This window comes from Pseudomonas sp. GXZC (assembly GCF_026967615.1).
Taxonomy (GTDB): domain Bacteria; phylum Pseudomonadota; class Gammaproteobacteria; order Pseudomonadales; family Pseudomonadaceae; genus Aquipseudomonas; species Aquipseudomonas azotoformans_A.
Genome location: NZ_CP114115.1, coordinates 5,672,467 through 5,685,158, shown reverse-complemented (window position 1 = coordinate 5,685,158; position 12,692 = coordinate 5,672,467). Strand labels below are relative to the sequence as shown.

Below are 12,692 nucleotides of genomic sequence, written 5' to 3'. Positions count from 1 at the left end.
ATCTGCCTGGCCAGCGTCTGATGGACGCCGGCCAGGGGATGGTCGCTTAGTAGTCGATAGGGTCGCGGATGATCGGGCAGGTCATGCAGTGGCCGCCGCCACGGCCACGGCCCAGTTCACCGGCACTGATGGTGATGACTTCCACACCGGCCTTGCGCAGCAGGGTGTTGGTGTAGGTGTTGCGGTCGTAACCGATCACCACGCCTGGCTCCACGGCCACCACGTTGTTGCCGTCATCCCATTGTTCGCGTTCGGCGGCGAAGCTGTTGCCGCCGGTTTCCACCACGCGCAGGGCCTTGAGGCCGAGGGCCGCGGCAACGGTGTCGAGGAAGTTGGTTTTCTCGCGTTGGATATCGATGCCGTGAGGCTTGCTCTCGTCTGGGCGCAGGGTGAACGGCACGATCTGGTTGACCACTTCGGGGAAAATGGTGACCAGGTCGCGGTCGCAGAAGCTGAACACGGTGTCCAGGTGCATCGCGGCGCGGGATTTGGGCAGGCCGGCCACGATGACTTTTTCCACCGCCTTGTTCTTGAACAGGTTACGCGCCAGTTGGCCGATGGCCTGGTGCGACGAACGCTCGCCCATGCCAATCAGGACTACGCCGTTGCCGATGGGCATCACGTCGCCGCCTTCCAGGGTGGACGCGCCGTGTTCTTGATCCGGGTCGCCGTACCAGATCTGGAAGTCCGCGTTGGTGAACTCCGGGTGGAACTTGTAGATGGCGGTGGTCAGCAGGGTCTCCTGGCGTCGCGCCGGCCAGTACATCGGGTTCAGCGTCACGCCGCCGTAGATCCAGCAGGTGGTGTCACGGGTGAACTGGGTGTTGGGCAGCGGCGGCAGGATAAAGCTGGAATGCCCGAGGAAATCGCGGAACATCTCGATGGTCTTGCCACCGAAGCTGCTCGGCAGGTCATCGGCGGACACGCCACCAATCAGGAACTCACTGATTTTGCGTGGCTCCAGGCTGCGCAGCCAGGAGCTGACTTCATCCACCAGCCCCAGGCCGACGGTGTTGGCGGTGATCTTGCGTTCCAGGATCCAGTCCAGCGCGTCGGGGATGGCGACGATGTCGGTGAGCAGGTTGTGCATTTCCAGCACATCAATATCCCGCTCGCGCATCTTGGTCACAAAGTCGAAATGGTCGCGCTTGGCCTGGGCCACCCACAGCACATCATCGAACAGCAGTTCATCGCAGTTGTTGGGGGTCAGCCGCTGGTGGGCCAAGCCTGGGGAGCACACCATGACTTTGCGCAGTTTGCCGGCTTCGGAATGTACGCCGTACTTCACTTTTTCCGTGGTCATTTCAGATCCTCCAGTGAACAAAAGATTCAGGTGTTACAGGGTCAGGAAGCCGTCGTAGAGCCCATAGGCCGCCACCAGGGCGCCAATGACCACTGCGGCGAAAATCAGCTTCTCGACGTTGGTGAAAATCGGTTTGCCCAGTTCACGCTTGGCCTTGGCGAACAGGATCGCGCCGGGGGCGTACAGCAGGGCGGAGAGCAGCAGGTATTTGGTGCCGCCGGCATACAGCAGCCAGATCGCGTAGATCAGGGCGATGGCGCCGATGAACAGGTCTTTCTTGCGCTCTTTCAGGGCGTTCTCGTAGGTCTCGCCGCGCACCGCCAGCAACAGCGCGTAGGCCGCCGACCATAGGTAAGGCACCAGAATCATCGAGGTGGCGAGGTAGATCAGCGACAGGTAAGTGCTGGCGGAAAACAGCGTGATCACCAGGAACAACTGCACCATGGCGTTGGTCAGCCACAGAGCGTTGACCGGCACATGGTTGGCGTTCTCCTTGCGCAGGAACTCCGGCATGGTGTGGTCCTTGGCGGCGGCGAACATGATCTCCGCACACAGCAGCACCCACGACAGTAGCGCCCCGAGCAGCGAGATGATCAGGCCGACGCTGATCAGCACCGCGCCCCAGTGGCCTACCACATGCTCCAGCACGGCGGCCATCGACGGGTTTTGCAGCTTGGCCAGTTCCGGTTGGGTCATGATGCCCAGGGACAGCACGTTCACCAGCATCAGGAACAGCAGCACGGTGATAAAACCGATCACGGTGGCCTTGCCCACGTCGGAGCGTTTTTCCGCACGGGACGAGAAGATGCTCGCGCCTTCGATGCCGATGAACACCCAGACGGTGACCAGCATCATGTTGCGCACTTGGTTCATCACACTGCCCAGGTCCGGGTTTTTCACGCCCCAGATGTCAGCGGTGAAGATCTCCAGCTTGAACGCAAACAGCGCGATCAACACGAACAGCACCAGCGGTACGACCTTGGCGACGGTGGTCACCAGGTTGATGAACGCCGCTTCCTTGATGCCGCGCAGGACCAGGAAATGCACGGCCCACAGCAGCGCCGAGGCACCGATCACCGCAGCAGGGGTATTTCCCTCTCCAAATAGCGGGAAGAAGTAACCGAGGGTGCTGAACAGCAGCACGAAGTAACCGACGTTGCCCAGCCAGGCACTGATCCAGTAGCCCCAGGCAGACGAGAAACCCATGTAGTCGCCGAAGCCGGCCTTGGCGTAGGCATACACGCCGCCGTCGAGGTCGGGCTTGCGGTTGGCGAGGGTCTGGAACACGAAAGCGAGGGTCAACATGCCGATGGCGGTAATCACCCAACCAATCAACACCGCGCCGACGTCGGCGCTGGCGGCCATGTTCTGCGGCAGTGAGAAGATCCCGCCGCCAATCATCGAGCCCACGACAAGTGCAACCAGTGCGCCGAGTCGAAGTTTTCCGGGAGATTCAGACATTGCATAACTCCAATGCAGGAGAAGAGAGACCACAGAATAATTCCGTGCGCTATTCAAACAGCTGACTCAGATCACTTCATTGGCACATTCCATTGTGAATTAATGACTTAGGCTGGAAACTCGTGGGCGATATAAATCCTCGGAGAGGTGCTTTGCAGAGCGCTTCTCTCGCTTTATGGTTAATCTATTAGTCAGGTCCGTGGACGTTTGAAGCTAGACCGTATTTCCAGATGTGCAAACTTTTTGAACGAAGTTTCACCAAAGCGCTATAAGCGCAATGCGTGGGCAGTATTTAAATTCTAAATAAGCCTAATCTTGTATAACCGACATGCCATTACGTTATGAACGTGTCAGTTTTATCGCCTTCTCTAATAAACGCTACACTCGCTGAGTTAATTAGTTGAGTGCACGGTTGTCGGCTCAAACAGTTATTGACCAGGAGTATGTATGTCCCAACCGGCCCAGAAACTTCGACTCAGCGCCTTGATCGCCCTGGTGGTGGGCTCGATGATCGGCGGTGGGATTTTTTCCTTGCCGCAGAACATGGCTGCCCGCGCCGAGGTGGGGGCCGTGCTGATCGGTTGGGCAATCACCGCCGTCGGCATGTTGACCCTGGCATTCGTGTTCCAGACCTTGGCCAACCGCAAGCCCGAGCTGGATTCGGGGGTGTACGCCTACGCCAAGGCGGGTTTCGGCGACTACATGGGTTTTTCATCGGCTTGGGGCTACTGGATCAGCGCCTGGATGGGCAACGTGGGTTATTTCGTGTTGCTATTTAGTACCCTCGGCTACTTTTTTCCGGTGTTCGGCCAGGGCAACACACCGGTGGCCATCGGCTGTGCGTCGCTGCTGCTGTGGGCCGTGCATTTCCTGGTGATGCGCGGAATCAAGGAGGCGGCGTTCATCAACCAGATCACCACCGTGGCCAAGATCGTGCCGTTGCTGATGTTCATCGTGATCGCCGCCGTGGCGTTCAAGGCGGATATCTTCACCCGCGATATCTGGGGCCTGGGCAACCCGAAGATCGGCAGCGTGGTGGACCAGGTGCGCAACATGATGCTGGTCACCGTGTTTGTGTTTATTGGCATCGAAGGCGCCAGTGTCTACTCGGCGCGGGCTGAGAAACGCTCGGATGTGGGCCGCGCCACGGTGATCGGCTTCCTGGGTGTGCTGGCGTTGCTGGTGCTGGTGAACGTGCTGTCTTTGGGGATCATGAGCCAGCCGGAACTGGCGCAATTACAAAACCCGTCCCTGGCGGGTGTGCTGGAACATATCGTCGGCCCCTGGGGCGCGATGGCGATCAGCATCGGCCTCGCGGTGTCGTTGCTCGGCGCTTTGTTGTCGTGGGCGCTGCTCTGCGCGGAAATCCTCTACGCCACCGCCCATGACAAGACCATGCCGGCCTTCCTGAAAAAGGAAAACGTCAATCAGGTGCCGGTCAATGCGCTGTGGCTGACCAATGTGATGATCCAGCTGTTCCTGGTGATCACGCTGTTTTCCCACAGCACCTACACCACCCTGATTTATCTGGCCTCGTCGATGATCCTGGTGCCCTACCTGTGGTCGGCCGCCTATGCGGTGCTGCTGAGCGGGCGCGGCGAGACCTATGAAGGCGCCCACGGCCAGCGCATGAAGGACCTGCTGGTCGGCCTGATTGCCCTCGGCTACGCGGTGTGGCTGCTCTACGCCGGGGGCTTGAAATACCTGCTGCTGTCGGCGTTGTTGTATGCGCCGGGCGTGATCCTGTTCGCCCTCGCCAAGCGTGAACAGGGCCAGCCCTTGTTTACCCACATGGAAAAAGGCATTTTCAGCTGCGTGATCGCAGGCGCAGGGCTGGCGGCGTATGGGTTGTACAGCGGGGTGTTGTCGTTGTGAGACTGGCGTATCAGCCACCCTACGATTGGGCGGCAATGGTGGGGTTTCTGTCGGCGCGGGCGATCGGCGGGATGGAGACGGTCGAAGCGAACGTGTACCGGCGCAGTATCCGCCTCGGCGGGCAGCAGGGCTGGATCAGTGTGGCAAGGGGGGATGGCGATTGGCTCGACGTGGAGGTGGATTTTCCAGAAGCGGCGGCTTTGCCTGAGATCGAGCGTCGCCTGCGCGCTATGTTTGATCTGGACGCCCACCCCCAGTTGATCAACCTGCAACTGGCGACGGACCCCTTGATGGCGCAACTGGTTGCGGCGCGTCCGGGCCTGCGTGTGCCGGGCACCTGGGATGGCCTGGAACTGGCGATTCGCGCGGTGCTGGGCCAGCAAATCACTGTGGTGGCCGCGATTCGTCTGGCGGGCAAGTTGGTGACGCAATACGGCCAGCCACTGGAAACCCCGCACGCCGGTATCACCCATGTGTTTCCCACCGCCGAGGTGTTGGCGGCGGCTGACCTGGCGACGCTGGGCATGCCCAAGGCGCGTGGGCGGACCTTGTCGGGTGTGGCCCAGGCGTTGCTGGATGATCCTCACTTGTTCGAACCCCAGGCCAACCTCAAGGCCGGCGTGGCGCGCTTGGTGGCGTTGCCGGGCATTGGCGACTGGACCGCGCAGTACATCGCCATGCGTCAGATGCGCGAGGCGGATGCGTTTGCCTCGGGGGATATCGGGTTGATCAATGCGCTGGTGGCGTTGGAAGGTGGGCCGGTGAGCCCACGCCAGTTGCTGGCGCGGGCTGAGGCTTGGCGACCGCTCAGGGCGTATGCGGCGCAGCACTTGTGGACGTCGTTGCAACGGGTGGACTGATCACCACTGGGGTCGGTGTGATCCCAATTCCCCAGCCGGCAAATCCCACTGTAACGGCGTGCCGCTGATGGTCACCGGCGGTAATAATCGATGTGCCTGACCCCAGGCTGTCTGTTCCACCAATACGCCTTGATCCGTTGGCGCTTCGGCGCGTAACGCGGGTTGCTCCGGCACTTGTCCAGCCTCCACCAACAAGCTCGCCGTTCGCGCCAATGACAACCGCGCCGCGCCACCACGCCCGGACGTCAACCGTTCGCTCAATGCTTGAATCGCACTGGCCGCCATCAAATACCCGGTGGCGTGATCCAGCGCCTGCAACGGCAGCGGCACTGGTTTGTTCGACTGTTTCCAGGCCATGCCGGCGGCGGCGATTCCGCTGCTCATCTGCACCAGGCTGTCGAAACCCCGACGGTTGCGCCACGGGCCGCTCCAGCCGTAGGCGTTGAGGCTCACGTCGATCAGGCCGGGGGCGAGGGTTTGCAGTCCATCGGCGGTGTAACCCAACTGTTCCAGGGCATCGGCGCGGTAACCATGGAACAGGATGTCAGCTTCCTTGAGCAGGCCTTCGAAAACCTGGCGGCCTTCCGGGCTTTTCAGATCCAGACGGGCGCAGCGTTTGCCCAGGGTCATTTCCGGTACTACGCCGGGTTCGTTCCAGGTGGGCGAGTCGATGCGCAGCACATCAGCGCCCAGGCCTGCGAGAAAGCGGCTGGCGACGGGGCCGGCCAACACGCGAGTCAGGTCCAATACCTTGAGGCCCGCCAGTGGCCGTGCAACCGAGCCCAGCCAGGGCTTGTCGGTGGTGGTTGCAAAGGTCTGGCGCTGCACCAGTTCTTCGGCATTCACCGCCAACCCTTGGGGGTGGGCCTGCCAGGCTTGCCAGTCGCGCATCTGCGCGGCGCAACCGCCCTCATCGACAATCGCCTGTTCCAGTTCGGCGGCATTCCATTTGGCAACCTTGGCGGCCATTTCGGCCCGGTCGGTCACCTTGCCCAGCACACGCTCGGCCGCCGCGCGGTGATGAGGCGCGTTGGTGTGCAGGCGAATCCAGCCATCGGTGCTGGCATAGTCGCCGGCCACCGGGTCCCACAGCGGCGGTGTTTCCCAGCCTACCGGGCGGATAGAAGACGAAAACCAGAACGAGGCGAGGCGCCGGTCCACGCTGACGCTGGGAAGGCGCCCGGTCTGTTGCTGGATCAGTTGGGCCACGGCCTGGCCAGCGGCACCGATGCTGGCGCTGGCCAGCTCAGTCACGGCGAAAGTCGAGGGCAGGGCGCCGGCTTCGGTAAAGGTCAGTGGTGTTTGTGGTAGAGCGAGTGCGGCTTGGATGGGAGTCAGCAGGTCAGTCATCAAAGGCCCTCCGTAAGAGAAGGGCCACTATAGAAGATCATCAGGCCGGTGTGACAACCCCTGGTTCCAACGGCAGGTCGATGCTGGCAACAAAACCGCCGTCGGGATGGTTGGCTAGGATCAAGCTGCCGCCATGGCGCTCGGCGGCGCGACGCGCAATCGCCAGGCCGAGGCCATGGCCTTGTGCGGTCTGGCCGGGGGCGCGGTAGAAGGGTTCGCCCAGCTGGCTCAAGTGTTCGGCGTCAACTCCGGGACCGTGGTCGCGCACGCTGATCAGGATCCGGTCACCCTGACGCTGGGCGTGCAGTTCGATCGGCTGGCCCTGCGGATTGAAGCGCTGGGCATTGCGCAGCAGGTTATCCACCGCACGTTCGATCATGGTCGGCCAGCCCTTCAGGTGCAGGTCGGTGTCGGCGTTCAGTTGCACCACCTGGTCCGGCGCGCCGAGCTGGGCGTCTTTTTGCAAGGTTTTGAGCAAGACGGTGAGGTCGACTTCTTCGGCGCTGGCGTTGTCGGCATCAACGCGGGCCAGTACCAGAATTTCACTGATCAAGGCTTCCAGACGGTCGCACTCGCGGGTCAGGCGCGGCCAGAGTTTTTCCCGCTCTTCGGGGCTGGCGCGTTCGGCCAACGCCAGGGCGATACGCAAGCGTGCCAACGGTGAGCGCAGTTCGTGGGACACGTCGCGCAGCAACTGGCGCTGGCTGCCGATCAGGCTTTGCAGGCGGGCGCCCATGCGGTTGAAATCGGTGGCCAGCACGCCGAATTCATCGCGACGGTTGGCCAGGCGCGCCAGGCTGTTTTGCTGATAGGTGGCTTGGCCAAGGTCGTGTACCGCGCCGCGTAAACGGCTGAGGGGGCGGGTGATGGACAGCGTCACCAGCAGGCTGAACAGGGTCAGCACTACCAGCGCAATCGCCAGCGCGCTCAACGGCCACAAAAGGCTGCTGCGGTGCCAGGCGTCGAGTTCCGGGTGGGGAATGCGGTAGATCAGCAGGTAGGTGTCGCCGGTCTTGTCGCTGGTGTACTCGGCGGTCAGGCGACGCCACGGCAGGTGACCGTCCTGGCTGTCATTCTGGCGCGCTTCGAAGGCGGCGGCGCGGCGCGGGAAGGTGCCGCGCACCACCGGCTCGCCGCTTTCATTCAGCACTTGTACGTCGATGTGGTACTGGCGTTTGCGCTGTTGCAGCAAGTCCTGGGCTGCGTCCTCGCCCTGGGCTTCGTAGAGCTGGGTCCACTCTTCGGCCAGGTTACTGAGGCCGGGGTGACGGCTGAGAATCCAGGCATCTTGATTGAGCATGTGCCCAAGCAGGATCGACAACCCGGCAACCAAGGCGATGGCCAGCCAGAAACTGGCCAGGATGCGCCAGAACAATGAACGCACAGGAAACCCTCAAACAGGAAAAGCCCAGTGGCGGTGGCCACTGGGCTGGGAGCGTTAACGCGGGTGCATTATTGCGCTTTTTGCGGCTGTTGCGCTTTCCAGGCCTGGAATTCCTTCCATTCGGCGCGACGCTGTTCCTGCTGCTTGACGATCTCGTCGAATTTCTTCTGCTGGTCAGGCTTGAGCACTGCACGAATGTCCGCCTGGGTTTTCTGCTTGCCGGCGGCGATTTCATCCTGCATGGCTTTCTGGTCAGCGGCTGGCAATTTGTCCAAGTACTTCTTGGTCAGGTCTTTGCGAGCGTGCCATTGGTCGCCCATCAACTTGCCGATCTGCTGGCGCTGTTCCTTGCTCAGGTCCAGTTGGCTGAAAGGGCCGCCTTTGCCACGCGGACCGTGTTCACCGCCGTGGCCCGGGCCACCCATCATGTGGCCTTCCGGGCCGCCCATCGGGCCTGGGCCTTCAGGCATTGCCGCCATGGCAACGGTGGGCAGGGCAGCGGCGAACATCAAAGCGATAAGGGTCTTGCGCATGGTGATTCTCCTGTCTCTATTCCGGTGAGTCCGGATGTGAGTAGATTACGGAGATCAAGGTCAGCGGCGGTCAGGTGTGGGTAAAGCTTGGGTAAAGACGATTTGGGGGGGAGCTGACAAAACCAGGAGCCCAGGGCTCCCGATTTCAAAGGCTGTAATAGTAGCCCCGGCTACGCAACGCCACGATCCGTGGCCGGCCATCCGGGTGTGGGCCGATTTTTTTGCGCAGGTTGCTGACGTGCATGTCCAGGCTGCGATCGTAAAGGGTCAGCTTGCGGCCCAGGGCGATCTGCGCCAGTTCCTGTTTGTCCAGCGGTTCGCCGGGCTGACGCAGCAGCGCTTCCAGCAGGCGGCTTTCGGAAACGGTGAGGGCGAACTCCTGCTCGTCGATGCTGACCACGCCGCGCACCGGGCTGAAGCACAGGTCGCCCAATTCCAGCTGGGTCGACACGGCGGCCGGATGGCTGCGGCGCAATACGGCACGCAGGCGGGCGGTCAGCTCGCGTGGGTCGCAGGGCTTGGCCAGGTAATCGTCGGCGCCCAGTTCGAGGCCGAGGATGCGGTCCAGCGGTTCGCCGCGGGCCGAGAGCATCAGCACCGGCAGTTCCGGGTGGTCGTTGCGCAACTGCTTGAGCAGCTCAAGGCCACTGCCGTCGGGCAGCATCACGTCGAGCACCACCGCAGCCGGGGCGCTGTCGGCCAAGGCTTTGCGCGCACTCAAGCCGTCATGGCAGGCGCGCACCTGAAAGCCTTCCTGGCTCAACCAACTGGTCAGCAGCTCACAGAGCTCCTGGTCATCATCTATCAGTAACAGCTCGCTCATGACTCACTCAATTTAGCCATTGTCGACGGCGACGGTGCCCCCCGCTGGCGAAGATCCCGCACAGCAGGGCGATCAGTGCGACGGCCCCACCGGTGACGAACCACTGTTGTTGCTCGGTCAGCCAGCGTGTCAAGGCGCCGCCCTGTGTATCTTTGAGTTGCTGGGCCAGGCGTTGGTTCTCTTGGCGAAGGCGACTCAATTGGGCGCTTTCGCGGGTAGCATCTGCGTTTTGCAGTTGCTTGCTCAGTTCTTCACGCTGGCGTTCGCTTTCTTTCAAACGTTGCTGCAACTCGGAGATCTGGGCGCCGGCACTCAAGGACAGGGGCGTGGAACTGCCGGTGTTCGAGGTTTCTTCAGCGTGGGCCGTAGCCCCGATCATTACCACTGCCAACAGACACAACTGACGTAAGCGCATCGGAACTCCTGATTCCACACGAATATTCAGAACGTTGTCGGCAGGGTACCGAGAATAATGAGCAATTAGGCATACGCCGAACCGATTAGGTCCGGCGCGGCCGTTATCAAGGCAAGACTTGCTTGAACGGCTTGATCACGACGTCAGCGTAAACGCCGGCCGCCACGTAAGGATCAGCCTTGGCCCAGGCCTGGGCGTCGGCCAGGGAGGCGAACTCAGCGACGATCAGGCTACCGGTGAAACCGGCATCGCCTGGGTCGTTGCTGTCTACCGCAGGGTGCGGGCCGGCCAGCACGATACGGCCTTCGGCCTGCAGCTGCTTGAGGCGCTCGACATGGGCCGGACGTACGCTCAGGCGTTTTTCCAGCGAATTGGCCACGTCGGTGGCAATGATGGCGTAGAGCATGTCAGTCCTCGGTTTTAGGCGTGGTAGGGGCAACGTCATGCAGGTGGCGCGACAGGTAGATGCCCTGGCCCACCAGGAACAGCACGGTCATGGCCAGGCTGCCGAACACTTTGAAGTCGACCCAGTAATCCTGGAAGGTAAAGGCCACGAACAGGTTGGCGGCGCCGCAGAACAGGAAGAACACGATCCAGGCCACGTTCAAGCGTGTCCAAACCGGCTCCGGCAGTGTCAACGCATGGCCCATGATCCGCTTGATCAGCAGGCGGTCACCGATGAAGTGACTGCCGGTAAACACCAGCGCGAACAGCCAGTTCACCACCGGCGCTTTCCATTTGAGGAAGGTTTCGCTGTGGAAGGCCAGGGTCAGGCCGCCGAATACCAGGCAGGCAACCAGGGTCAGCCATTGGCTTTTTTCCAGCTTGCGCTGGGAGATGAAGATAGCGCCGTAGACGACGATAGAGCTGATGATCAGGACGGCGGTGGCGCTGTAGATACCCCCGAACGACACCGGGTGACCGGCGATATCGATGACCCTGGGGTCGAGTTTGGTAACGATGAAAAACAGCAACAGCGGGATGAAGTCGATGAATTGTTTCACAGTAAGAGCCAGAAGCTGGATGTGGCGGCATAATAACAAACATCCTTGGTAGCGAAAGCGCCAGCTGACTTGAGGTTACACATCCCCGTGAATGTTGATTTGCACTGCCACAGCACGGCCTCCGACGGCGCCCTGGCGCCCGCGGCACTGGTTGCGCGTGCGTTTGAAAAAGGCGTGCGAGTCCTGGCGTTGACCGACCACGACACCCTCGAAGGCCTCGACGAAGCCCGCGAAACCGCGCATTCATTGGGCATGCAACTGGTCAACGGCGTGGAATTGTCCTGCACCTGGGGCGGCGCCACCATTCATGTGCTCGGCTACGGCTTCGATCAGCAAGCCCCGCCGTTGGTCCAGGCCATCGCCGATTTGCACGATGGCCGCTGGCTGCGGTCCGAAGAAATAAGCCGCAAGCTCAGCCTTAAAGGCATGCCGAACGCCCTCGACGGCGCCCGCGCCATTCAGCAGGAACTGGGCGACAGCGGCAATGCACCGGCGCGGCCGCACTTTGCCGACTGGATGGTGCGTGAAGGTTTTGTCAAAGACCGCGCCGAAGCCTTCCGCAAATGGCTGGGCGCCGGCAAGCTGGGGGATGTGAAGCAACACTGGCCGACCCTGGAAGACACGGTCGGGACCCTGCGTGCCGCCGGCGCCTGGGTGAGCCTGGCGCATCCCTGGCATTACGATTTCACCCGCAGCAAGCGCCGCAAGCTGATCAGCGACTATATTGGAGCGGGCGGCCACGCGATCGAAGTGGTCAATGGGCATCAACCCGCCGAACAGGTCGGCAGCCTGGCGATCCTTGCCCGCGAATTTGGTCTGCTGGTCAGCGCCGGCAGTGATTTTCATGGCCCAGGTGGGTGGTCCGAAATCGGCGAGTATCGCCAGGTACCCGAAGACCTGCCGCTCTTGTCGGGGCGATTCAAGCATGACCCCATTACTGCCACCGTCTGAACAGGTAGAACACGTGAGTCAATTCTTCCAGATTCATCCGGAAAACCCCCAGGCGCGCCTGATCAAACAGGCCGTCGAGATCATTCGCGCCGGCGGCGTGGTGATCTACCCGACTGATTCGTCCTACGCCATCGGTTGCCAGATCGGCGACAAGGGCGCAGTCGAGCGTGTAAGACGCCTGCGCCAGCTGGACGACAAGCACAACTTCGCGCTGATCTGCAGCGACCTGTCCCAGCTTGGGTTGTTCGCCAAGGTCGACACCGGCACGTTCCGCCTGCTCAAGGCGCACACGCCGGGGCCCTACACCTTTATTCTCAACGCCACCCGCGAAGTGCCGCGACTGCTGTTGCACCCCAAGAAGCGCACCATCGGCCTGCGGGTGCCGGAACATCCCATCGCCCTGGCGCTGCTCGAAGAGTTGGGTGAGCCCTTGATGAGTGTGTCGCTGATCATGCCGGGTGAAGATGAGCCGCTGTACGACCCCTACGAAATGCGTCAATTGCTGGAAAAACAGGTCGACCTGATCATCGACGGCGGCTACGGCGGCAACAAGGCCTCCACCGTGATCAACCTGGCCGACGGTGAGCCCGAGGTGATCCGCGTGGGTTGCGGCGACCCGGCCCCGTTCATGGTCGAGGCCTGAATGTCAGCCGTGGAAACCGTGGATCCCCAGGCGGGCGCCCAGCAGGAACTGCCGTTTGCCATGGTGTATGGCCAGGCGGTCATGGAAATG

Annotated in this window: 13 protein-coding genes; 4 read left to right on the top strand and 9 right to left on the bottom strand. The window is 61.7% G+C overall.

What is annotated here, in order from left to right; all coding sequences use genetic code 11:
* Positions 1–46: 46 nt before the first annotated feature.
* Positions 47–1,303: an arginine deiminase gene (gene arcA, locus OZ428_RS26875; protein WP_033896355.1), complete on the bottom strand. Its 1,257-nt coding sequence runs from the start codon at positions 1,301–1,303 to the stop codon at positions 47–49.
* 33 nt (positions 1,304–1,336) lie between these two features.
* Positions 1,337–2,764, bottom strand: coding sequence for an arginine-ornithine antiporter (gene arcD, locus OZ428_RS26870; protein WP_038851585.1), 1,428 nt, complete (start codon positions 2,762–2,764; stop codon positions 1,337–1,339).
* Positions 2,765–3,211: 447 nt separating this feature from the next.
* Here arcD (OZ428_RS26870) and arcD (OZ428_RS26865) point away from each other — a divergent pair, with 447 nt between their 5' ends.
* Positions 3,212–4,639: an arginine-ornithine antiporter gene (gene arcD, locus OZ428_RS26865; RefSeq protein WP_095017422.1), complete on the top strand. Its 1,428-nt coding sequence runs from the start codon at positions 3,212–3,214 to the stop codon at positions 4,637–4,639.
* A complete protein-coding gene (locus OZ428_RS26860; protein ID WP_269131862.1) occupies positions 4,636–5,499 on the top strand; it encodes a DNA-3-methyladenine glycosylase family protein in 864 nt (287 codons plus the stop codon). Before arcD (OZ428_RS26865) ends, OZ428_RS26860 begins: the two co-directional genes overlap by 4 nt.
* Here the strand turns inward: OZ428_RS26860 and OZ428_RS26855 are convergent, their stop codons facing one another.
* The 7 genes from OZ428_RS26855 to OZ428_RS26825 form a co-directional block, all read right to left on the bottom strand.
* Positions 5,500–6,849 (bottom strand): CoA transferase, encoded by a 1,350-nt coding sequence (locus tag OZ428_RS26855; RefSeq protein ID WP_269131861.1) that lies wholly within the window; start codon positions 6,847–6,849, stop codon positions 5,500–5,502. It abuts the gene before it with no gap.
* 40 nt (positions 6,850–6,889) lie between these two features.
* Positions 6,890–8,233 (bottom strand): sensor histidine kinase, encoded by a 1,344-nt coding sequence (locus OZ428_RS26850; RefSeq protein ID WP_269131860.1) that lies wholly within the window; start codon positions 8,231–8,233, stop codon positions 6,890–6,892.
* Between the two features lie 68 nt (positions 8,234–8,301).
* A complete protein-coding gene (locus tag OZ428_RS26845) occupies positions 8,302–8,766 on the bottom strand; it encodes an LTXXQ domain-containing protein (RefSeq protein ID WP_016975427.1) in 465 nt (154 codons plus the stop codon).
* Positions 8,767–8,911: 145 nt separating this feature from the next.
* Positions 8,912–9,589, bottom strand: coding sequence for a response regulator transcription factor (locus tag OZ428_RS26840; protein WP_003193803.1), 678 nt, complete (start codon positions 9,587–9,589; stop codon positions 8,912–8,914).
* Positions 9,590–9,596: 7 nt separating this feature from the next.
* Positions 9,597–10,004: a translation initiation factor 2 gene (locus tag OZ428_RS26835; protein WP_269131859.1), complete on the bottom strand. Its 408-nt coding sequence runs from the start codon at positions 10,002–10,004 to the stop codon at positions 9,597–9,599.
* Positions 10,005–10,110: 106 nt separating this feature from the next.
* Complete coding sequence (locus OZ428_RS26830; protein ID WP_015885584.1) at positions 10,111–10,410, bottom strand: YciI family protein; 300 nt, start codon at positions 10,408–10,410, stop codon at positions 10,111–10,113.
* A gap of 1 nt (position 10,411) precedes the next feature.
* Positions 10,412–11,008, bottom strand: coding sequence for a septation protein A (locus OZ428_RS26825; RefSeq protein ID WP_269131858.1), 597 nt, complete (start codon positions 11,006–11,008; stop codon positions 10,412–10,414).
* An 87-nt stretch (positions 11,009–11,095) separates the two neighbouring features.
* Between OZ428_RS26825 and OZ428_RS26820 the strand changes: the two genes are divergently transcribed.
* Both OZ428_RS26820 and OZ428_RS26815 read left to right on the top strand, forming a co-directional pair.
* Positions 11,096–11,959 (top strand): PHP domain-containing protein, encoded by an 864-nt coding sequence (locus OZ428_RS26820; protein ID WP_269131857.1) that lies wholly within the window; start codon positions 11,096–11,098, stop codon positions 11,957–11,959.
* Positions 11,960–11,972: 13 nt separating this feature from the next.
* Positions 11,973–12,602: an L-threonylcarbamoyladenylate synthase gene (locus tag OZ428_RS26815; RefSeq protein ID WP_033896346.1), complete on the top strand. Its 630-nt coding sequence runs from the start codon at positions 11,973–11,975 to the stop codon at positions 12,600–12,602.
* The last annotated feature ends 90 nt before the right edge of the window (positions 12,603–12,692 follow it).

What these genes read in the sequence shown, in the direction of transcription:
- arcA (WP_033896355.1), bottom strand. Translation starts at nt 1,303, where the DNA reads ATGACCACGGAAAAAGTGAAGTACGGCGTACATTCCGAAGCCGGCAAA.
- arcD (WP_038851585.1), bottom strand. Translation starts at nt 2,764, where the DNA reads ATGTCTGAATCTCCCGGAAAACTTCGACTCGGCGCACTGGTTGCACTT.
- arcD (WP_095017422.1), top strand. Translation starts at nt 3,212, where the DNA reads ATGTCCCAACCGGCCCAGAAACTTCGACTCAGCGCCTTGATCGCCCTG.
- OZ428_RS26855 (WP_269131861.1), bottom strand. Translation starts at nt 6,849, where the DNA reads ATGACTGACCTGCTGACTCCCATCCAAGCCGCACTCGCTCTACCACAA.
- OZ428_RS26845 (WP_016975427.1), bottom strand. Translation starts at nt 8,766, where the DNA reads ATGCGCAAGACCCTTATCGCTTTGATGTTCGCCGCTGCCCTGCCCACC.
- OZ428_RS26840 (WP_003193803.1), bottom strand. Translation starts at nt 9,589, where the DNA reads ATGAGCGAGCTGTTACTGATAGATGATGACCAGGAGCTCTGTGAGCTG.
- OZ428_RS26835 (WP_269131859.1), bottom strand. Translation starts at nt 10,004, where the DNA reads ATGCGCTTACGTCAGTTGTGTCTGTTGGCAGTGGTAATGATCGGGGCT.
- OZ428_RS26830 (WP_015885584.1), bottom strand. Translation starts at nt 10,410, where the DNA reads ATGCTCTACGCCATCATTGCCACCGACGTGGCCAATTCGCTGGAAAAA.